The organism is Pseudomonas sp. URMO17WK12:I12, assembly GCF_000514395.1.
GTDB classification, from domain to species: domain Bacteria; phylum Pseudomonadota; class Gammaproteobacteria; order Pseudomonadales; family Pseudomonadaceae; genus Aquipseudomonas; species Aquipseudomonas mucoides.
This window is the reverse complement of sequence record NZ_AZVV01000008.1, coordinates 24863-46530: the sequence shown is the minus strand read 5'-3', so window position 1 is coordinate 46530 and position 21668 is coordinate 24863. Positions and strand designations below refer to the sequence as shown.

20 protein-coding genes are annotated in these 21668 nt (G+C 60.7%); 8 read left to right on the top strand and 12 right to left on the bottom strand.

Annotated elements, in window-relative coordinates:
- Positions 1-70 precede the first annotated feature (70 nt).
- The 8 genes from pqqB to pedF all read right to left on the bottom strand — a co-directional run bounded on the left by pqqB (position 71) and on the right by pedF (position 8123).
- Positions 71-985 (bottom strand): pyrroloquinoline quinone biosynthesis protein PqqB, encoded by a 915-nt coding sequence (gene pqqB, locus D882_RS0111060; RefSeq protein ID WP_027923298.1) that lies wholly within the window; start codon positions 983-985, stop codon positions 71-73.
- 55 nt (positions 986-1040) lie between these two features.
- Entirely contained in the window at positions 1041-1112 is a 72-nt protein-coding gene (pqqA, locus tag D882_RS1000000131990; protein WP_003253598.1) for a pyrroloquinoline quinone precursor peptide PqqA, read from the bottom strand.
- Positions 1113-1368: 256 nt separating this feature from the next.
- Positions 1369-2889 carry an aldehyde dehydrogenase family protein gene (locus D882_RS0111055; RefSeq protein ID WP_027923297.1) on the bottom strand — a complete coding sequence of 507 codons (1521 nt, stop codon included), beginning with the start codon at positions 2887-2889 and terminating at the stop codon, positions 1369-1371.
- 247 nt (positions 2890-3136) lie between these two features.
- Positions 3137-4912 carry a PQQ-dependent methanol/ethanol family dehydrogenase gene (locus D882_RS0111050; protein ID WP_027923296.1) on the bottom strand — a complete coding sequence of 592 codons (1776 nt, stop codon included), beginning with the start codon at positions 4910-4912 and terminating at the stop codon, positions 3137-3139.
- Positions 4913-5055: 143 nt separating this feature from the next.
- Entirely contained in the window at positions 5056-5994 is a 939-nt protein-coding gene (locus D882_RS0111045) for a quinoprotein relay system zinc metallohydrolase 1 (RefSeq protein ID WP_027923295.1), read from the bottom strand.
- Between the two features lie 16 nt (positions 5995-6010).
- Positions 6011-6772, bottom strand: coding sequence for a quinoprotein dehydrogenase-associated SoxYZ-like carrier (locus tag D882_RS0111040; protein WP_027923294.1), 762 nt, complete (start codon positions 6770-6772; stop codon positions 6011-6013).
- A gap of 9 nt (positions 6773-6781) precedes the next feature.
- Positions 6782-7657, bottom strand: a complete 876-nt coding sequence (locus tag D882_RS0111035) for an ABC transporter substrate-binding protein (protein ID WP_027923293.1) — start codon at positions 7655-7657, stop codon at positions 6782-6784.
- 4 nt (positions 7658-7661) lie between these two features.
- A complete protein-coding gene (gene pedF / locus D882_RS0111030; RefSeq protein WP_027923292.1) occupies positions 7662-8123 on the bottom strand; it encodes a cytochrome c-550 PedF in 462 nt (153 codons plus the stop codon).
- 405 nt (positions 8124-8528) lie between these two features.
- Here pedF and D882_RS0111025 point away from each other — a divergent pair, with 405 nt between their 5' ends.
- The 6 genes from D882_RS0111025 (at position 8529) to D882_RS0111000 (ending at position 13750) form a co-directional block, all read left to right on the top strand.
- Positions 8529-9713, top strand: a complete 1185-nt coding sequence (locus D882_RS0111025) for an ABC transporter substrate-binding protein (RefSeq protein ID WP_027923291.1) — start codon at positions 8529-8531, stop codon at positions 9711-9713.
- Positions 9714-9754: 41 nt separating this feature from the next.
- The gene (locus D882_RS0111020; protein WP_027923290.1) at positions 9755-10729 is read left to right on the top strand and encodes a YVTN family beta-propeller repeat protein; all 975 of its coding nucleotides are present in this window, start codon (positions 9755-9757) and stop codon (positions 10727-10729) included.
- Positions 10726-11457 (top strand): ATP-binding cassette domain-containing protein, encoded by a 732-nt coding sequence (locus D882_RS0111015; RefSeq protein WP_027923289.1) that lies wholly within the window; start codon positions 10726-10728, stop codon positions 11455-11457. Before D882_RS0111020 ends, D882_RS0111015 begins: the two co-directional genes overlap by 4 nt.
- A complete protein-coding gene (locus D882_RS0111010) occupies positions 11454-12245 on the top strand; it encodes an ABC transporter permease (protein ID WP_027923288.1) in 792 nt (263 codons plus the stop codon). Before D882_RS0111015 ends, D882_RS0111010 begins: the two co-directional genes overlap by 4 nt.
- A 225-nt stretch (positions 12246-12470) precedes the next feature.
- Entirely contained in the window at positions 12471-13028 is a 558-nt protein-coding gene (locus D882_RS0111005; RefSeq protein ID WP_027923287.1) for a PQQ-dependent catabolism-associated CXXCW motif protein, read from the top strand.
- A gap of 56 nt (positions 13029-13084) precedes the next feature.
- Entirely contained in the window at positions 13085-13750 is a 666-nt protein-coding gene (locus D882_RS0111000) for a response regulator transcription factor (protein ID WP_027923286.1), read from the top strand.
- 128 nt (positions 13751-13878) lie between these two features.
- Here the strand turns inward: D882_RS0111000 and nahK are convergent, their stop codons facing one another.
- The 3 genes from nahK to D882_RS0110985 all read right to left on the bottom strand — a co-directional run bounded on the left by nahK (position 13879) and on the right by D882_RS0110985 (position 18558).
- On the bottom strand, positions 13879-16512 hold the full coding sequence (gene nahK / locus D882_RS0110995) for a hybrid sensor histidine kinase/response regulator NahK/ErcS' (protein ID WP_081743940.1): 2634 nt from the start codon (positions 16510-16512) through the stop codon (positions 13879-13881).
- Positions 16442-17605: a nitric oxide-sensing protein NosP gene (gene nosP, locus D882_RS0110990; protein WP_027923284.1), complete on the bottom strand. Its 1164-nt coding sequence runs from the start codon at positions 17603-17605 to the stop codon at positions 16442-16444. The genes nahK and nosP overlap by 71 nt, the downstream gene beginning before the upstream one ends.
- 146 nt (positions 17606-17751) lie before the next feature.
- Positions 17752-18558 (bottom strand): sulfite exporter TauE/SafE family protein, encoded by an 807-nt coding sequence (locus D882_RS0110985; RefSeq protein WP_027923283.1) that lies wholly within the window; start codon positions 18556-18558, stop codon positions 17752-17754.
- 162 nt (positions 18559-18720) lie between these two features.
- Here D882_RS0110985 and D882_RS0110980 point away from each other — a divergent pair, with 162 nt between their 5' ends.
- Entirely contained in the window at positions 18721-19584 is an 864-nt protein-coding gene (locus D882_RS0110980; RefSeq protein ID WP_027923282.1) for an MBL fold metallo-hydrolase, read from the top strand.
- Positions 19585-19758: 174 nt separating this feature from the next.
- Here D882_RS0110980 and bkdR read toward each other — a convergent pair whose 3' ends face one another.
- Complete coding sequence (gene bkdR / locus D882_RS0110975) at positions 19759-20247, bottom strand: Bkd operon transcriptional regulator BkdR (protein ID WP_027923281.1); 489 nt, start codon at positions 20245-20247, stop codon at positions 19759-19761.
- A 185-nt stretch (positions 20248-20432) separates the two neighbouring features.
- Between bkdR and D882_RS0110970 the strand changes: the two genes are divergently transcribed.
- The gene (locus D882_RS0110970; RefSeq protein WP_027923280.1) at positions 20433-21668 is read left to right on the top strand and encodes a 3-methyl-2-oxobutanoate dehydrogenase (2-methylpropanoyl-transferring) subunit alpha; all 1236 of its coding nucleotides are present in this window, start codon (positions 20433-20435) and stop codon (positions 21666-21668) included.

Here is a 21668-nt window from a genome sequence, read left to right as displayed (position 1 = left end):
GCAAGCCACGCTCCCACAGGTTCACGCGATCAACAGTGGGAGCGTGGCTTGCCCGCAATGGGGCCATCCGCTACAGCTCAATACTCATGCCGTCATAAGCCACTTCGATTCCACGCCGTTCCAGCAAGGCCCGCTCGGCCGAGTCTTCATCGAGGATCGGATTGGTGTTGTTGATGTGAATCAGCACCTTGCGCTGGCGGGTAAAACCTTCGAGCACCTCAAGCATGCCGCCGGGGCCGCTTTGCGACAGGTGGCCCATTTCGCTGCCCAGACTTTGGCCGACTTCGCAGACGCGCATTTCGTCGTCACGCCACAAAGTGCCGTCCAGCAGCAGGCAATCGGCACGCTGCATCCAGCCCAGCACTTCGTCATCGACTTGCCCCAGCCCCGGCGCATAAAACAGCGATGCACCGCTGCGTCGGTCTTCAATGAACAAGCCGATCGTATCGCCCGGTTGCGGATGGCCGCGATTGGGTGAGTACGGCGGTGCGTTGCTCACCAAGGGAATCGCCCGCCAGCGCAAGTGCTGGCAGGCAGGAATGCTGAACGGCTGACGATCCAGGCCGATCGGTTGCCACTGCAGCCCGCCGTTCCAGTGGCGCAGCATGTTGAACAGCGGGAAGCCGCTGCTCAGGTCCTGGTGAACCCGTTCGGTACACCAGACGGCATGCGGACAGCCTTCGCGCAGGCTCAGCAAGCCGGTGCAGTGATCGATCTGGCTGTCGAGCAGCACGACACCCGCGATGGCGCTGTCACGCAACTGGCGAGCCGGTTGCAACAGCGGAAAACTCGCAAGCTGCGCACGAATGTCCGGCGAAGCATTGCACAGCACCCAATCCACACCGTTGTCGCTCAGGACAATCGAGGACTGGGTGCGCGGTTGTGACCGCAGGCTGGCATTGCGCATCCCGGCGCATTGGTGGCAATTGCAATTCCACTGCGGGAAACCGCCACCAGCAGCCGAGCCGAGAACGCGAATGTGCATGGATGAGGCTCCAAAAGGCAGGCCCGGCCAACCCGACGGCTGGCCGGGTGAGCAATCAACGGTTGGCGAAATACATCGTCACTTCGAAGCCAATGCGCAGATCGGTAAACGCGGGTTTAGTCCACATGGGTCAATCCTCTTCTTGTGCCGGGCGATTCCGGTAAAGCCATTAATGCACGGGGCATCGGGCGCCCGAATGCTACTTTCGAAGGAGATGGCGGGGTGCGTTGGTAGGGGGTGTACGGGACTTTCAAATTCACCGAAGTACCCCTGTGGGAGCAGGCTTGACCGCGATGGCGGCGTGACAGTCAACATCAATGTTGAATGTGCAGGCCTCATCGCGGGCAAGCCAGCTCCCACAGGGGTTACGGTGTGTTCGAGGGTTAGAAGAACCCCAGCGGATTGATGTCGTAGCTGACCAGCAGGTTCTTGGTCTGCTGGTAGTGATCGAGCATCATCTTGTGGTTTTCCCGACCGACGCCGGACTTCTTGTAGCCACCGAACGCGGCGTGCGCCGGGTACAGGTGATAGCAGTTGGTCCACACGCGCCCGGCCTTGATCGCCCGGCCCATGCGGTAGGCGCGGTTGATGTCGCGGGTCCAGAGGCCGGCACCGAGGCCGAACTCGCTGTCGTTGGCAATCGCCAGCGCTTCAGCTTCGTCCTTGAAGGTGGTGACACCCACCACCGGACCGAAGATTTCTTCCTGGAAGACGCGCATCTTGTTGTGGCCCTTGAGCAGCGTCGGCTGGATGTAATAGCCGCTGGACAGGTCACCTTGAAGCCGTTCGGCGGCGCCACCGGTGAGGAGTTCGGCCCCCTCCTCCTGAGCGATTTTGAGGTACGAGAGGATCTTGTCGTATTGCTGCTCCGACGCCTGGGCGCCGACCATGGTTTCGGTGTCCAGCGGGTTGCCGCGTTTGATCTTGACGATCTTCTTCATCACCTCGGCCATAAACGGCTCGTAGATCGATTCTTGCACCAGCGCCCGCGATGGGCAGGTGCAGACTTCGCCCTGGTTGAAGAACGCGAGCACCAGGCCTTCAGCGGCTTTTTCGATGAACTGCGGCTCGGCGTTCATGATGTCTTCGAAGAAGATATTCGGCGACTTGCCGCCCAGTTCGACGGTGCTCGGGATGATGTTCTCGGCGGCGCAATGCATGATGTGCGCGCCGACCGGGGTGGAACCGGTGAAGGCGATCTTGGCGATGCGCTTGCTGGTGGCCAGCGCTTCGCCGGCTTCACGACCGAAGCCCTGGACGATGTTCAACACGCCCGCCGGTAGCAAATCGGCGATCAGCTCAGCGAAGACCATGATCGACAGTGGCGTCTGTTCTGCCGGTTTGAGCACGACGCAGTTACCGGCGGCCAGGGCCGGGGCAAGTTTCCAGGCCGCCATCAGCAGCGGGAAATTCCATGGAATGATTTGCCCGACCACGCCCAGAGGCTCGTGAAAGTGATAGGCGGTGGTCAGTTCATTGATCTCCGCAGCGCCGCCTTCCTGGGCGCGAATGCACCCGGCAAAGTAGCGGAAATGGTCGGCAGCCAATGGCACGTCGGCGTTCAGGGTTTCGCGCACGGCCTTGCCGTTGTCCCAGGTTTCGGTGACGGCGAGGATTTCCAGGTTTTGTTCGATGCGATCGGCGATTTTCAGCAGCACCCGCGAACGGTCCTGGGCCGAGGTCTTGCCCCAGGCATCCGCAGCGGCGTGTGCCGCGTCGAGGGCCTTGTCGATGTCGGCGGCGCTGGAGCGTGGGAACTCGGCAATCACCTCACCGTTCACCGGCGAGGTATTGGTGAAGTATTCGCCATTGACCGGCGCGACAAACTCGCCGCCGATGAAGTTGCCATAGCGCGGTTTGAAGGAAACAACGGCGCCTGGGGTTCCGGGTTGTGCGTAGATCATGGTGGGCCTCTGTCTGGGTCGATGCCTGTCGGGCCGACAAGCGATGAACCGATACTAGAGAGCCCCGCGTGCCGGACGAATGCGCCGTTGGCAGGAGGGCTCTCGTTATTTGGTCGTAGGTTTCACACAAAACACTGTGGGAGCGAGCTTGCTCGCGATGGCGTCTGTTCAGTCAGAACTGCTGTGACTGAGACACCGCTATCGCGAGCAAGCTCGCTCCCACAGGGGTTATGCGGTGGACTGGGGGTTAGTGCTTGGCCACCAGGTCTTTCGGCAGCTTGAAGGTCCAGAGCATGCCGCCCTGGTTGAAGTCCTTGATGCGCTTGGCCACTTCCCCGCCCCACAACGGTACGGCGCCGCCCCAGCCGGAGAGGACAGACACGTACTGTTCGCCATCCATTTCCCAGGTCACGGGCGAGCCGAGGACGCCGGAACCGGTCTGGAATTCCCAGACTTTCTCGCCGGTCTTGGCATTGAACGCCTGGAGGAAACCTTCCGGCGTGCCGGTGAATACCAGATTGCCCTTGGTCGTCAGTACCCCGCCCCACAGCGGCGCATAGTTCTTGTGGCGCCAGACTTCTTTGCCGGTTATCGGGTCGATGGCGCGCAGCACGCCGATGTAGTCTTCATTCAACGGTTTGATGGTGAACCCGGCGCCGAGGAATGCCGCGCCTTTTTTGTAGGCGATGCCCTCGTTCCAGATGTCCATGCCCCACTCGTTGGATGGCACGTAAAACAGGCCGGTGTCGCGGTTGTAGGCCATCGGCATCCAGTTTTTCGCGCCCAGGAACGCAGGCGCTACAAAGACTGAACTGCCCTTGGGTTCGGAACCCGGAGCGCCAGGGCGGCTGGCTTCGTTGTAGATCGGCCGGCCATCTTTATCCAGGCCGGTGGCCCAGGTGATCTTGTCCACAAACGGGAAACCGCGGATGAACTTGCCGTTGGTACGGTCCAGCACGTAGAAGAAACCGTTGCGGTCCGCCGTGGCCGCCGCTTTGATTTCCTTGCCGCCCTCGGTGTAGTTGAACGAGACCAGCTCGTTCACGCCGTCATAGTCCCAACCGTCGTGGGGCGTGCTCTGGAAGTGCCATTTGATGGTGCCATCGTCCGGGTTGAGCGCCAGGCGCGACGACGAGTAGAGGTTATCGCCAGGACGCAAATGCGAGTTCCACGGTGCCGGGTTGCCGGTGCCGAACAGCAGCAGATTGGTTTCCGGGTCGTAGTAACCGCCGAGCCACGGGGCGGCACCGCCGGTCTTCCACAAGTCACCCGGCCAGGTCTTGCCGGCTTCACCGCCGGAGATGCCGTTCTCGATGGCCTTGCCGTCCTTGTAGACGTAGCCCATATGACCTTCGACGGTTGGGCGGACCCACAACAGATCGCCATTTTTCGGGTCGTACGCCGAGATCTTGCCCACCACACCGAACTCGCCACCGGCCACGCCGGTAATCAGCTTGCCGTTGATCACCAAGGGCGCGGCGCTGATCGAATAGCCTTCCTTGTGGTCGGCCACCTGCTTGCTCCACACCACTTTGCCGGTGTCTTTGTTCAGGGCCACCAGCTTGGCGTCGAGCGTGCCAAAGAACACCAGGTCGCCATACAGCGCCACGCCACGGTTGATCACGTCGCAGCACGGACGGATGTCATCCGGCAGGCGCGCATCGTACTGCCAGAGCTTCTTGCCGGTGCGCGCATCGACCGCGAACACCCGCGAGTAAGAACCGGTCATGTACATCACGCCGTCCTTGATCATCGGCTGTGCCTGCTGGCCACGCTGTTTTTCGCCGCCGAAGGAGAATGCCCAGGCAGGTCGCAACTCCTTCACGTTGTCGACGTTGAGAATATCCAGCGGGCTGTAGCGTTGCCCCTGGACGCCGAGGCCGTTGGTGACAATTTGCTCCGGGTTTTTCGGGTCCTGGAGAATGTCCTGGTCGGTGACCGCGGCCAATGCCTGGCCAGACAACAGCATGGCACTGAGCAGCAGGCTCAAGACGAAGGGCTGGCGACGTGCGGGTTGAGTCATGACGGCTACCTCTGCGGTTTTTTGTTATTCGCGGGAGAGTTTCCCGGCGTAGTGCAGATTCTTGGGCGCCGTCGCCCCGACAACAATTACCCGCAATATGGAGATTCCTAATCCCTTAGTAGCGGGTCGCATGGGTTCAAGCATTATCTGGCTGCGCCGGAATCCACCCGGGTCATCTGCCCACGCTCGTAGCGCGGGTACAAATGACTGACGCTGCGGATCAATTCATAACGGCTCAGCGTGATCCCGGCGAAACGTTCGGGGATCGGACTGCGGATCATCTCGGCCATGTCGCTGCCATTCGCTGCACCCGCTTGCAGCAACTGGTCGAGCCAGGTCAGGTAGTCGCGCATTTGTTCGAAGGGTTGTGGGTCGCTGGACACGGGGCCGTGACCCGGCACGATCAGCGTCCAGGGCAAGCCCTGCAGGGTCGCGATGTCCGCCAGCCACACAGACAGCCCGGGGCTGTTGGGCGTGGTCAAGGCCCGTTGATAAAACACCAGGTCCCCGGCAAACAGCACGCCGGTTCGCTGGTCGAGAATAGCCAGATCCGCTCCCGTATGCCCACCCAGGCCCAGCAAGCGTAAATCGTGATTCCCAAAACTGCGTACGCCTGGCGTCACGACTTGATTGGGCAACACCACTTCGGTGCCACGCATCCAGTCACCCACCATTCGATACATATTCTCTGCCATCGCATCGCCTTGTTGATGCAACAGCTCGGTCGTCCCCGCCAGCGCGCCGATGGGCACGTCAGCGAACGCCTGATTGCCCAGCACATGGTCCGGGTGATGGTGGGTCAGGAACACCTGAACCACGGGTTTATCGGTGATCTCGGCAATCGCCTGGTGCATCGCCTCGCCGTAGCGTTTCGACGGCCCGGTGTCGATGACCACCACGCCACGTTCGGTGACAATGAACGCGGTGTTGACGATATTGCCGCCGTTGGCCTTGGCGAAATTATCCGTACTGCCTTCCAGCAGCCAGGTGTCTTCGGCGATCTGCCGGGGCTTGAGCGAATACTCAAGGTCGGCCATGGCCGGCAGGCTGACGCTCAACACCATCAGCAGTATCCAGCGCATGAAATACTCCTTCGGCTCAGGGAATCGACGCATCAAATTCATTGCCGCTGTTGTCCCGGATAATCAGACGCGTCTGCCCTGCCCCTTCGATGTCGAAGGCCAGGTTGGGGTTTTCACTGACGGCAGGAAACAGCTCCAGCCGCGCCAACAGCTGATCATCCGCGCTTCGCAGTTCGGCATGGTTGATGAAAAATTCCGGGATGCCGTTGACCATGCCGTTGTCCATCGGATGCGCCACCTGCACGCGCAAACGGCTGAAGTCAGTGCGCGGATAGCGCGCGCCTAAAACCTCGCCGAGGTGTTCCTCCCAGCCGGGCTGGGTACGCACCACACTGGGTGCGGTGCAACCACCGCCCGCCGCATCGATCAGGGTCGAACCGACATGCCACAGCCCATCGCGCGTCAGGACCGCGGCGCGTAAAGGGGTGGCCTGTTCAATCCGGATACGGATCGACAACCACGGCAACACGCGGTCCAGCGGCTGGAAGTCGACAATCTTCGGCAGCGGATTGAGCTCGGCCCAGGCGAGGATTTTCACCACCTCGCCCTTGAACGCTCGCGCATCGATTTCCAGTGGCACCTGCCGGGCATCTTCGGCGAACGGCGGCGCCAGCAGCTTGACCCGGTCATCGAAGACAAAAGGCGCGTCGCCGAGCATTTGCTTGTGATAGAACGCCCACATCACCGAGGGCACCGGGTCTTTGCCCGGATCGATACTCGCGGCGTGCGCGGCCAAAGGTAACCAGCAGGCCAACAGACACTTGATTCGCCAGCTCATCACCCGCTCCTATTGGTACATCTCCGGCACGTCATACCGCAGGCCGTAATGGCTGTAGATCGTCTTCACGGAACCCTCGCGGATCAGGCCTTCCAGCGCCTCTTCCACGGCATACGCCAATTGCCGATTGCTTTCGTGCACGGCCATGCCGATCTCCCAGAGTTGCTTGCCCATGTTCGGATAGGCGTTTTGCGCCAACGCCCATTGCGGGTCGGCCGCCTCATGCACTTGCCAGTCGATTTCGCCACGCATGGCCATGACCGCGTCGACCTCACCGGCCTTCATCGCCGCAAAGGCCTGGGGTACGCCCGGGTAGTGGTGGGTTTTGCCCGCGAGCATGCCGTTGAACACCGACGTCAGGTAGAACGACGGCACGCTGTCGACCTCGACGCCGATCGGATGCGAGTCGAACACGGCCACGCTGCCGACCTTGTCCAATCGGCGTTGATCGTAAGCCACCTGCCATTGTTCGGTCTGATAGGGCCCGAACATCACCACATGCCCGTTTTCCATTTCGCCAAGCTCGTTGCGCTTCTGGGCGTAGTCACGGTCATAGGGCACACGCATCATCAGGTCAGCCAATTGCTGGTTGTGCAAGGCACTGGCGCGCCAGATGTAATCACGCAGATCGTCATCGAGTTTTTCCCCGGCGGGGGCCCAGATCAGCGTCAGGTGTACGCCGAGCGCCTTGGCCAGCGCCTCGGCGAGTTCGACATCGACGCCTCGGGGCTGGCCGGCCTGCTCAAAACTGTAGGGGGCGAAGTCCTTGTAAACCGCCACTTTCAGCTCCCCGGCAGCAATCATTTCGTCATAGTTTCGAACCTGCGCCTGCACCGTCTGGCAACACAGCCACACAACACTGATCAACACCGCGAGCAGACGCATGGAATCACTCCTCGACGTGAACGCTGTCCAGGTAAGTGCGCACTGCCCACAACGCTTCCTGGCTCAGGTAATCAGCCATTTTCGGCATGTAGACCCGACCGTCACGCACGGCGCCATGACGCACGCGTTCGACGAACCACTCGTCACCCGCCTCGCCGACATCAAGCAGGCGCAGGTCAGGGGCGATCCCGCCGGACTTGGCTTCCAGGCCATGACACGCCGCGCAGTTCTGGTTGTAGGCCGACGAGCCGATTTCCAGGGCTCTGTCGTGTTCCGGGGAGGCTCGATAGGGGTTGGCCGCGGCCCAGCCATCGCCATCCACCGTTACACCGGCGTCCTTGATCGGTGTCAGGCCCTGGGTTTCAACCGCTTGCGGCACCACGTTGCCATGAGCCCACACGGAACCTGCACTGATAAAGCCGGCCAGCAGACCGACGACGAGCAAGGCGTTGCGTTTTGTTGTCATTGTTATGCCCTCAGGATTGCACGCAAAACCTCTTGGCAGAGGCTATGGCACTCATCTTAGAAACGGCATCGCCAACACCCCATGCTGCTTTGGTGGTCGCCTTCTAGTCCCTTGGTAGTAAGGCGATGGATGCACACCTCGGGTACGTCGCCAACAGGCCTGGTGTCCCGGCGAAGCGGGCAGCGTCAGTAACGGCCAGTTAAGCCATAACACCAGCGGCTACAAAAATTGTGTTACCGCTGAAATCGGATGTTCTCCTCCGGGGCGATGACCGTTGTCGCTCCATGCTAAAACCGCGCAGGTACGCAGGGGTTACTACCTTGGTACTGGCTCTCCGCTACTTTCTGCATATTTCCTCTGCTCCACAGGCTTCCTATGCTGGCGCTACCTGTAAAGGAGTGCCCTATGCGCCTGCTTGCCCCTTACGCCTTGCTCTACCTGCTGGCGATTGCCTGCGCCGCCGGCGTGGCTACTCAGAGCCAGGCTGCGCAGGCGCCATTGGAGGTGCGGATCGGCTACCTGGGTTATCGGCCCGATCCTGGGCCGCTCCTGTCGAACGTGATTCCCGAACCGAGCGATGCCGGACTGCGCGGCGCCGAACTGGCGATCACCGACAGCAACAGCACCGGACGTTTTCTCAACCACAGCTACGCGCTGGTCAGCGCCAGCGTCGACAGCCCCGAAGCCTTGCTCGATGCGGCCAACGCCCAGCACGCGCAGGGTCTGCGGCTGTTTGTGGTGAACGCCCCGGCCGACAGCTTGCGCCAGCTCAGCGCCGCCCTGCCCGACAGCCTGATATTCAACGCCGGCAGTCCCGACGATCGCCTGCGGACCACCGATTGCCTGTCGAACGTGCTGCACACCCTGCCAAGTCGCGCGATGCTCGCCGATGCGCTGGCGCAATTTCTGGTGGTGCGCAAATGGCAACGCGCGCTGCTGATCGTTGGCCCGACCGCCGACGATCAAGCCTACGCTGCTGCCCTGCGCCGCGCGGCAAAACGCTTCGGCCTGCAACTGGTGGCGGAAAAGGCCTGGAGCTTTGATAACGACCAACGTCGCAGTGCTCAGGCGGACATGCCGCTGTTCACCCAGACCGCCGAATATGACGTGGTGCTGGTGGCCGATGAACGCGGCGACTTCGGCGAATACGTGCCCTACCAGACCTGGTACCCGCGCCCCGTCGCCGGCACGCAAGGGCTGACCCCGGTGGGTTGGCACAAAACCGTGGAAACCTACGGCGCCGCGCAATTGCAAAAGCGTTTTGAAGCCCTGACCGGTCGCTGGATGAACGACCGCGATTTCGCGGCCTGGATGGCCGTGCGCAGCGTCGCCAGCGCGGTGAGCAAATTGCGCCAGACCGAGCCGATGGCGATCCGTCAGCTGGAACTCAGCGATCAACTGCCGCTGGACGGTTTCAAGGGACGCAAGCTCAGTTATCGCCCGTGGAACGGCCAGTTGCGCCAACCGATTCCCATCGTCCAGCCCCGCGCCCTGGTCAGCACGTCGCCGCAGGACGGCTTTCTGCATCCCTTCAACGAAATGGACAGCCTGGGTTACGACAAACCCGAGGTCAGCTGCCGCTTTCCCTGATCCAACTGTCCACAAGAACGACAACAAAAAAGGAATCTGCCATGCGCCGCACCCTGCTCTGCCGCTCCCTGCTTTCCGGGGCCCTGCTGTTCGCCGCCGGGCATGCCGCGGCCAGCACCGCGTGGGTCTCCAACGAAAAGGACAACAGCCTGAGCCTGATCGACATGCAGACCCTGCAAGTCACCGACACCCTGCCCGTCGGCCAGCGCCCACGCGGCTTGTTGCTGTCCCATGACAACAAGCTGCTGTACATCTGCGCCAGCGATTCGGACCGGGTCCAGGTAATGGACGTGGCCACCCGCAAGATCATCAAGGAACTGCCCTCGGGCAAAGACCCCGAGCAATTCGCCCTGCACCCCAACAACCGCTGGTTGTACGTCTCCAACGAAGACGATGCGCTGGTCACGGTGATCGACACCGAAACCTCCAAGGTGCTCAGCCAGATCAACGTCGGCGTCGAGCCCGAAGGCATGGCCGTCAGTCCCGATGGCAAGTGGGCCGTGAACACCAGCGAAACCACGAACATGCTGCACTGGATCGACACCAGCACCCAGACCCTGGCCGACAGCACGCTGGTGGACCAGCGGCCACGCTTTGTCGAATTCAATCAGGACGGTTCACAGCTCTGGGCGTCAGCGGAAATCGGCGGCACGGTGACGATTCTCGACGTCGCCAGCCGCAAGACCCTCAAGACCCTGAACTTCCAGATCAAAGGCGTGCACCCGGACAAGGTCCAACCCGTGGGCATCAAGCTCAGCGCCGACGGCAAGTACGCTTTCGTCGCACTGGGCCCGGCTAACCATGTGGCGGTGATCGATGCCAGGACGTTCGAGATTCTCGACTATCTGTTGGTCGGACGTCGGGTCTGGCAGCTGGCGTTCACCCCCGATCAAAAGCAACTGCTCGCCACCAACGGCGTTAGCGGTGACGTGTCGGTGATTGATGTCGACAGCCTCAAGGTGAGCAAATCGGTGAAAGTCGGACGCTACCCCTGGGGCGTGGTGGTGACCCCATGAACGCCCTGGAAGTCAGCGACCTGAGTTTTGCCTATGGGACTCGGGAAGCCTTGCGTCACGTGAACTTCGAGTTGGCTCCGGGGCGTTTCGCCGCATTGCTGGGGCCCAATGGTGCCGGCAAATCGACCCTGATCGCCCTGTTGACCCGGCTTTATGATCTTCAGCACGGCGACATCCGGGTCGGCGGCTGTTCATTGCGCGATGCGCCCCGACCGGCGCTCAGGCAGTTGGGTGTAGTGTTCCAGCAAAGCACCCTGGACCTGGACCTCAGCGTCGAGCAGAACCTGCGGTATCACGCCGCGCTGCATGGTCTGTCCCGGCGCCAGAGCAGTGTCCGGGTTGACGCCGAACTGGCCCGTCAAGCCCTGACCGAACGCCGCCGCGAACGGGTGCGCGAACTCAATGGCGGCCACCGCCGCCGGGTGGAAATCGCCCGGGCCCTGCTGCATGAGCCGCGCCTGTTGCTGCTTGACGAAGCCAGTGTCGGCCTCGATCCCGCCAGTCGCCTGGCGCTCAATCAACACCTGCGCACCTTGTGCAGCGACCACGCCATCAGCGTGCTCTGGACCACGCATTTGCTCGATGAAGTGCAGTCCAGCGACGATTTGCTGATCCTCCATCAAGGTCGGCTGGTGGCCAGCGGACAGGCCGATGCACTGAGCCTGGAACATGGCGGTGATCTGGGTTCAGCCTTCACTCACCTGACCACTTCAGGAGCGGCGCGATGAATGCGTACTGGCATTGCTTCAGCGGCATCGTGCTGCGCGAATGGCTACGTTTTGTGTTGCAGCGCACGCGGTTTCTCAGTGCCCTGGTGCGGCCGCTGTTATGGCTGTTGGTGTTCGCGGCCGGTTTCCGGGCAGCCTTGGGGATCGCCATTATCGAACCCTATGACACCTACATTCCTTACGAGGTCTACATCATCCCGGGTCTTGCCTGCATGATCCTGCTGTTCAACGGCATGCAAGGCTCTCTGTCGATGGTCTACGACCGCGAGATGGGCAGCATGCGCGTGCTGCTGACCAGCCCGCTGCCCCGGACTTTTCTGCTGTGCAGCAAGCTGTTGGCCACGTCGCTGATTTCCCTGTTGCAGGTGTATGCGTTTTTGGCGATCGCCTGGCTCTATGGCGTGCAACCGCCGGCCATGGGGTTATTGATCGTGTTGCCGGCATTACTGTTGGTGGCGTTGATGCTCAGCGCGTTGGGCCTGTTGCTGTCGAACGCCATTCGGCAACTGGAGAACTTTGCCGGGGTCATGAATTTCGTGATCTTTCCGCTGTTTTTCCTGTCTTCGGCGCTGTATCCGCTGTGGAAAATGCATGAAGCCAGCGAGTGGTTGTACTGGTTGTGCGCGGTGAACCCGTTCACCCATGCGGTGGAATTGGTGCGGTTCGCCCTTTATGAACGCTTCAATCCGCTGGCGCTGGCGGTGTGTGCAGGGTTGACCGTAGTGTTCGCGCTACTCGCCGTACTCACCTTCAACCCTCAGCACGCAGCCCTGCGCAAATCCACCTGACCACCCAAATCCAACTCTAGGAGTGAGCCTGCTCGCGATAGCGGTGTATCAGATGACATTGATGTTGAATGACGGATAGCTATCGCGAGCAGGCTCTCTCCTACAATTGATCTCCATGAGCAGGGGAGAAATTACTACTTTAGTACTGGTTTCCCTGTCTATCGTCGCATTCACAAAGCACCCCGCCTGGCCTGTAATAGATCCATAACTATAAGGATCGAACCCATGCCGCGTGCCCGACGTTGTCTGTTGCGCCCTTCTCTCGCAGCGCTGCCGCTCTGCCTGTTGCTGAATGCTGCGCACGCCGAATCACCGCTGTTTTCCGCGGAAGGCTATCGCATCAACCTGTACCGCAGCCCGACGCCGGACAGCCTGCAAGGCGCGACCATCGTTGACACCCCGGCCTTGCAAACACTGCTCAGTCAAACGCCGCCACCGGTGCTGATCGATGTCTACCGTCGCCAATGGCTGCAAGGCCAGTTCATCGAAGACCAGCCCCATGAAAACCTGCCCGGCAGCCACTGGCTGGCCAATACCGGTGACGGTGACCTGACGCCCGACTGGCAAGGCTATTTTGCGCGTAATCTCAAGGCATTGACCGCCGGGGACTCGGCACGACCGCTGGTCTTTTATTGCCGCGCCGACTGCTGGCTGAGCTGGAACGCCGTCAAACGAGCGTCCGTCATGGGCTATAAGACACTGTATTGGTATCGCGACGGCTTTGATGCCTGGCAAGCGGCCGGGCTTGCCGTGACACCGGCCCGGCCCGAGCCTTTCCCCTGATCTTTACGCTGGCGTGTTGTGACCACACCCTAAACAAAATAATGAGGTGAAAGGCTATGTACAAAATTTTGATTGCCGACGATCACCCGCTGTTTCGCGAAGCGATTCATAACGTCATCAGCGACGGTTTCCCGGGCTCCGAAGTCATGGAAACCGCCGACCTCGACAGTGCCCTGGCCCTGACCCAGGAACACGACGACCTGGACCTGATCCTGCTCGACCTGAACATGCCCGGCATGCATGGGCTCAATGGCTTGATCAACCTGCGCAATGAAGCCCCGACCATTCCGGTAGTGATTGTCTCGGCCGAGCAGGACAAACAGATCGTCCTGCAAGCCATTACCTACGGCGCGGTGGGTTTCATTACCAAGTCGTCACCGCGCACGCAAATGACCGAGGCCATCCAGCAAATCCTCAATGGCAACGTGTATTTGCCGCCGGACATTATCCGCACTACCCGAACCAACACTCCCCGCCGGATGAACGACACGCCGAGCTTTCCCCCTGAATTGCTCCAGGCCCTGACCCGAAAGCAATTGCAGGTGCTTGAACGCATGACCAAAGGCGAATCGAACAAACAGATCGCCTACACCCTGGAAATCGCCGAGACCACCGTCAAGGCTCACGTCTCGGCGATCCTGCGCAAACTCAATGTGCACAATCGAGTGCAGGCGATCTTGAGTGCCGGGGATATTGATTTCGGGTCTTACATGCGACGTTGAGACAGCAAGACTTTGGCGCCCCCTTCGCGGGCAAGTCGGATCGCCGCACCGCCGCTCCCACAGGTACGGCGCTGCCCTTGTGGGAGCGGGCTTGCCCGCGACGACGGTGGTACTAACGCAGAAGCGCCTCAAGGCCTGCCGAGCAAATGGCTCATCGCCGTTTTAAGTTTCATCGGCCGCACCGGTTTATGCATCAGGGTGTGGCCCAGTTCGCGGATCTGCTGTTTGAGTTCGTTGCTGTAGTTGGCGGTGATCATCAAGGCCGGGATGGGTGACGTGCGACAGGCATTGATCCGGGCCACGGCGTCCAAGCCATTCTGATCGTTGTCCAGATGGTAATCGGCGATCAACAGGTCAACCTCGGCGTGGTAGTTGTCCACTTTTCGCGCCAGGTCCTCTTCCGACAGCGCCGTCACCACCCGACAGCCCCAGCCTTCGAGCAAGGTGCGCATGCCGGCGCAAATGGTGGCGTCGTTGTCCAGCACCCACACCCTTGCCCCGCGCAGGCGTTCAAGCATCGGCTCGCTCATCTGCAAGGCCGGCAACGGCTTGGGGGCCGTTGCGCTCAACGGCACTTCGACCGAGAACATCGAGCCCTTTCCCGGCCATGAGCGCACATGAATCCGATGCCCGAGGATGCCGGCGATTTTCTCGACAATGGCCAGGCCCAACCCCAGCCCACGATCCTGGTCCGGACGCTGTACGTCACCGCGTTTGAACTCCTGGAAAATCTCTTCCAGGCGATTATCGGCGATGCCCATGCCGGTGTCCCAGACCTGGATCAACAAGCGCTGATGCAGGCGCCGGCACCCGAGCACCACCCGGCCACTGTAGGTGTAGCGAATCGCATTGCTCAGCAGGTTGCGCAGGATGCGTGCCAGCAACTGGATGTCGCTGCGCACCAGCGCGGAACAGGCAATGAAATGCAGTTCAAGGCCCTCACTGCGTGCCACCTGGGTGTATTCGGCCGCGAGATTTTCCAGCAGTTCGCTCAGGGCGAACGGCGCGACATCGGCTTTGATGACCCCGGCATCGAGCTTGGAAATGTCCACTAGCGTGCCCAGCAGGTTCTCTACATCTTCCAGGGAATTACTGACATTACGCACCAGAACCTCGTTGCAGACCGGTTCACGTCGCTCCAGCAACGCACTGGTAAACAAACGGGCGGCGTTCAGTGGTTGCAGCAAATCGTGGCTGACAGCCGCCAGAAATTTGGTCTTGGACAGATTGGCGTGCTCGGCTTCGAGCTTGGCCTCGCGCAAACGTGATTCCACCTGGCGGCGCTCTTCGATTTCACGCAACAATTGATCATTGAGGGTGGTCAATTCCGCCGTGCGTTCACGCACCCGCAGCTCGAGATTCTGATACGCCTGATGCAGCGCCTCGGCAGTGCGGCGACGCTCGGTGATGTCGCGGATCAACACGAAAATCCCCACCACTTCCCCGGTGGCCAGGCGATTGGGCACGTAGGAGCGCAGCATGTAGCGCTCCTGGTTATTGACGTTGGTCTCGGCGAACTCGAACGTGACGCTCTCGCCGGCCAGCGCTCTCGCCACGTAAGACTCCAGACGCTGGTAGTGCTGTTCGCTGTGCACTTCGCGCAGGCTTTGGCCGAGCATCACGCCTCGGGGCCAGCAATACCATTCCTCATAGACCTTATTGGTGAACTCGTACACCAGATCGGCATTGAGGTAAGCGATCAACGCCGGCACGTGGTCGGTGATCAGGCGAATCCAGCGCTCGCTTTCACTCAGCGTCTGGGCGTGCTGGTAGCGTTCGGTGATGTCAGTGAAGGTGTTGACGAAACCGCCAGTCGGCAACGGGTGCGTGCGGATTTCCAGGACTCGTCCGTCATCGAGGCGTTGCTCGCATTCCTGTACTGGCCGCCCATTGCCATCGTGACTGAGCGGGGTCAGCAGGTTCAATTCGCTGTCCACCATCACTTCAGCAAACGGTCGATGGGCCGCGACGGGCGCCAACCCGCTCAATTCGAGAAAACGCCGGTTCCACAATTCCAGAATGCCCTCGGCATTGACCATCGCCACACCCTGGGACAGGTTATCGACCGCCCGCTGTAACAAATGCGACTTCTGCGCCACAGCCTGTTCGCGGCGTACGGTTTCACTGAGTTTGACCTCGGTAATGTCGGTGAACAGAATCACCCGCCCACCTTCCTGGGTCGGCCGCTCGCTGACTTGCAGCCAACGCCCGTTCTGCAAGCGATACAGCAGACTCTCGTCGGCATGCCCGCGCGGTTCTTCGGTGAACAGCCCATTGCTCATCATCAGGCGCTTGACCTCGGCCAGGCGCATGCCCGCGTTGATCCGCACCCGGCTGTTGCGCCAGAACGCCTTGAAGCGACTGTTGAACAAGACGATGCGCTGCTCGGCGTCGAACAATACGAAGGCATCGGAAATGCTCTCGATGGCATCGATCAGGTGTCGATGCGCGGTCTCGGCGCGCAGGCGGGCCTCGCTGAGCAAATGGTTACCGGCCTTGAGTTCGGCCATGGCCTGGTTCAAGGCATCGGTGCGCTCACGGACCTGCTCGGCCAGCACCACCGAGTGCTGGAACGCCGCGTACGGGTCATTGCCCCGAGTGATGCCTGACTCGATACGCTCGATCAGCGCCGCGTTGATGCGCTGCAGTTTATGGTTGTCGTGACGCAGGCTGGCCAGTTCGGCCTGCAGCTCAGCGATGTCCTGGGGCACGGCCGCGGGCAATGGCAACGCCGGTGAAGGTCTGGTTGATGTGCATGCCATTGAACTGTTCTCCGTAGGTGTTGAAACCCATCACCCGTTGCTCGCGCAAAAACGTCCCGATCTCGTCGAGACTGCCGTCGTCCTCCAGCTCCAGACGCCGGAGAAAACAGTCGCAACCGATGGTCAGCAACAGTTCACCCAAGCGTTCTTCCAATCCTTCGAACAGGCTTTTCAGGTTCGGCAGCATCGGGCCCGGCGTCATGGCGGTGAGCACGATGCCATTCTCCACGGCGCAGTAAAAACTCAGGCTCAGGTCCGCGTGCACCTGCTGGATGGCCCGCACGTAATACTGTTCGTTGATCCTCACGGCCAACGGGTGCGCAGCGAAAATCCGGTGATCCAGTTCATTCACCGGCACGCCGATGAGCCGCGCGTACTCGGCGGCGGCGGGTTCCGCATTGAGTTCATAAACACGGCGCGAGGCGCTGTCGGCCCCGGTAACCACCAGTTTTTCGGCCCGGGGCAGCATGTGGTGGGTGGTGAACACTTCGAAATCCAGCCAGGTATTGACCAGCACGACGACCGCCGCGCCACTGTGGAACTCGCCGTCGAAGTAGACATGGGTGTGGGTCAGGTAATTGTCATCGCCAGCGGAACCGCCGAAATGCGGAATGTCGCCCAATGCCGCACTCAAGGCTGCAAGGACCATTTCTTCACGGCTGGACAAACCATCGAGCAGGGTCAGGGCAAAACTGTTGCCCTTGATCGGTGCCAGGGTGTTACTGCGACAGCCACTGACCAGACGCTCGACCATCTGCTGCGCATCGATCAGGCTGAAGCGCTCCATCTCGTCGATCAACTCGAGCGCAATGGAGAAGTGCCGGTGATCGAACCCCACCGCCGTCACGCAATTGCGTCCATAGCCCAACGGGGTGATTTCCCCGGCGCTGGTGCAACCCACCAGGCGAATCCCCCCGAAACTGTCTTGCAGGGCTTGCCCCAGTGCCTGCAAGTCATACTCGGCGGAACAGAAAAAGAGCACGAAGCCCAGATGCGGATGCAGCAATTGACGCGCCAGTTCCTGCGCCACTTGCCGGGCATCGGTGGCCTGGGACATTGCGCTGACGACACCTTCACCCTGGACCTGCTGCATCGTCGCCTCCCGCAGGTGCGTATGGTTGAGCAGGGAGTTTACGAAACCCGTGGCGTGCAACGAATGCTACTTGGGTAGCAGTCAGACGCTTCAATGGGATGAGAGCGGTGGTGTGGATCCGCCCCGGCCCACAGGCAGGTGTTGCTTTAGACGCCAGCCCTGAACAGCATATAAGCGGCAATCACAAGGCAGACGCTGGCAAAGCCGATTTGCAATGCTCGCGCCGGCACGTGGGCGCACAGCTTGCGGCCGATGATCATGCCGACAATGCTGGCGCCGATGAAGCATGCCCCAAGGCTGTCGATGCGCACGCCCTCGTGAAACGCGCCGACCACGCCGATCGCGGAAATCAGGCTGATCACCATCAAGGACGTGGCGACGATCCCGCGCATCTGCACATCGGTCAGTTGCTTGAACGCCGGGACAATCAGAAAACCGCCGCCCACGCCCAGCAGCCCTGACACCACGCCCGTCACCGCGCCGAGTGCCGCCAGCGTCGCGGTGCATTTGGCGGTCCAGGAAAAGCGCCCGGTCTGCTGATCGAGCATGCAGTTTTTCTGCCCCCAGTTGGCGTGACCGTGATCGCTCGGCCCCTCGTCCTGGCGCTCACGACGCAGCATTCGCCAGGCGACCATGACCATGAGCAGGCTGAACAGAATCATCAGGATTTTTTCCGGCAACTGATGGGCAAAATAAATGCCCACCGGTGAAAACACCGCGCCGAGCAGCGCGATCAACAGCGCCGCGCGATACCGCACCAGCCCATGCCGCAAGCCGTCAATCGCCCCGACCGCCGCCGCACTCCCGACCGCAAACAAGGCGACGGGCGCCGCCTGGGTCATGGTCAACCCCAGCCCCAGGACCAGGGCCGGCACCGCAAGAATCCCGCCGCCCGCCCCGGTCAACCCGAGGACCAGGCCCATGACCACCCCAAAAAAACTCGCCAGCAACATAAAGCACTCGTAATCAGCTCAACAAGGCCGGGAACGCCCGGTTTCGATGACTGACAGGATAGAGCCCGCGCAGATTTTTTCATCAAATGAATTGATGCAGTGCTGGCCAATGCAGGGAGAATGAATCTACCCTCAGTGCTTGTTCAGATAGAAATATTCACCATGCCTGCCTTGATTGAAGCTTTCCTCGACCCTGCCTCGTCGACCTACAGCTACGTGATCTACGAAGCCGATGGCGGCCAGTGCGCCATCGTCGACCCGGTGCTCGACTACGATCCGGCGGCCGGCAGAACGGGCACCGTTCAGCCCGACAAAATCATCGCCTTTGTTCGCCAACATCAGTTGCAGGTGCAATGGCTGCTGGAAACCCACGCCCATGCCGATCACTTGTCTGCCGCGCCTTATCTGCGTCGCGAGCTGGGGGGCAAGATCGCGATCGGGCAGTCGATCAGCAAGGTTCAGGGGGTGTTCAAAAGCCTGTTCAACCTTGAGCCGGCGTTTCGCGTTGACGGTTCGCAGTTCGATCATCTATTCGCACCGGACGAGTCGTTCATGATCGGCAATCTCAAGGCCACCGCCCTGCATGTGCCCGGCCACACGCCGGCGGACATGGCTTACCTGATTGACGGTGAGCAGATTCTGGTGGGCGACACGCTGTTCATGCCTGATGTGGGCACCGCGCGTTGCGATTTTCCGGGCGGCAACGCCAATCAGTTGTTTGCCTCGATTCGCAAACTGCTGGCGTTCCCGGCCAGTGTGAGTTTGTACGTCTGCCACGATTACCCACCTGAAGGCCGGGAATCCCGGTGCATGTCTACCGTCGGCGAACAACGCCGAAGCAACATTCACGTGCATGACGGCGTTGATGAGGCGGCGTTTGTCGACATGCGCACCCGACGCGATGCCGGGTTGGGCATGCCAACCCTGTTGCTGCCAGCGATACAGGTGAATGTGCGGGCCGGGAATCTGCCACCCGCCGAGAGTAACGGCGTGACCTACCTGAAAATCCCCATCAACAAACTCTGAGATCTCGATCGTTCCCACAACATTGAGGCGATCATCATTCTCCGTAGCAGCTGACGAGCACCGCGAGGCTGCGAATGCGGTCTGCCTGACAAAACCCGATTGTCAGGTTTGCGACGGCTGCGCCGCCGAACGCTGCCTCGCGTTGCTCGACAGCTGCTACAGGGGTTTCGGGGTTTAGCTGGAAAGGGTCAAGCCATTGGCTGGCAACGGCAGCGCAGTTTTGTAGCGCACTTGCTTGAGCGCAAAGCTTGAGCGAATGTTCGCCACGCCGGGGACTTTAGTGAGGAAGTCCATCATGAAGCGCTCCAGCGACTGAATGGTCGGCACCAATACCCGAATCAAATAGTCCGGGTCGCCGGCCATCAAATAGCACTCCATCACTTCCGGGCGATCCGAGATCGCTTCCTCGAAATGCTGCAATGCCTCTTCCACCTGTTTCTCCAGGCTCACATGAATGAACACATTCACGTGCAGCCCCAGCAGATCAGCGTCCAGCAGCGTCACTTGTTCACGAATCAGCCCCAATTCTTCCATCGCCTTGACCCGGTTGAAGCACGGCGTCGGCGACAGGTTGACCGAGCGTGCGAGGTCGGCGTTGGTGATGCGCGCGTTCTCCTGAAGGCTGTTCAAAATGCCGATATCGGTACGGTCCAGTTTGCGCATGAGACAAAACCACCTGTTTTTTATGTTTATGCAGATTTTTTATCCTCAAATGATCGCCAGCGCAACGAAACAGAGATAAATATTCTTCTTCGCCGGGCCTATGATTGTTGTAGGACAAGATTTCTTCCACAGAAGAATGACGGTCAGCTCACTACAAGAAATTCACAAGATCGAGCGTAGAAGCCATGAACCAAGCGTACGAACCGCTGCACCTGCACGTTCCCGAACCATCGGGCCGTCCTGGCTGCAAAACCGACTTCTCCTACCTGCGTCTGACCGACGCCGGCACGGTGCGCAAACCTTCCATCGACGTTGAACCGGCCGACACGGCTGATCTGGCCAAGGGCCTGATTCGCGTGCTCGACGACCAAGGCAATGCCCTCGGTCCGTGGGCTGAAGGCGTACCGGTCGAGATCCTGCGTAAAGGCATGCGCGCCATGCTCAAGACGCGGATCTACGATAACCGCATGGTGGTCGCCCAGCGTCAGAAAAAAATGTCTTTCTACATGCAGAGCCTCGGCGAAGAAGCCATTGGTAGCGGCCAGGCCCTGGCCTTGAACGTCGACGACATGTGCTTCCCGACCTATCGCCAACAAAGCATCCTGATGGCCCGTGACGTTCCGCTGGTCGACCTGATCTGCCAACTGCTGTCCAACGAGCGCGATCCGCTCAAGGGTCGCCAGTTGCCAATCATGTATTCGGTCAAGGACTATGGCTTCTTCACCATTTCCGGCAACCTCGCGACCCAGTTCGTCCAGGCAGTAGGCTGGGGCATGGCCTCGGCGATCAAGGGCGACACCAAAATAGCCTCGGCCTGGATCGGCGACGGCGCCACCGCTGAATCCGACTTCCACACCGCCCTCACCTTCGCCCACGTTTACCGTGCGCCGGTGATCCTCAACGTGGTCAACAACCAGTGGGCGATCTCCACCTTCCAGGCCATCGCCGGTGGTGAAGCCACCACGTTTGCCGGTCGTGGCGTCGGCTGCGGCATTGCCTCCCTGCGGGTCGACGGCAATGATTTCGTCGCGGTCTACGCCGCCTCTGCCTGGGCCGCCGAACGTGCGCGCCGCAACCTCGGCCCGACCATGATCGAATGGGTCACCTACCGCGCCGGCCCACACTCCACCTCCGACGATCCATCCAAGTACCGTCCTGCCGACGACTGGAGCTACTTCCCGTTGGGCGACCCGATTGCACGCCTCAAGCAGCACCTGATCAAGATCGGTCACTGGTCCGAAGAGGAACACACCGCCGTCAGCGCTGAACTGGAAGCCGAAGTCATCGCCGCGCAGAAAGAAGCCGAACAGTACGGCACCCTCGCCGGCGGCCAGATTCCAAGCGCCGCGACCATGTTCGAAGACGTCTACAAAGAGATGCCGGAGCACTTGAAGCGCCAGCGTCAAGAGTTGGGGATCTGA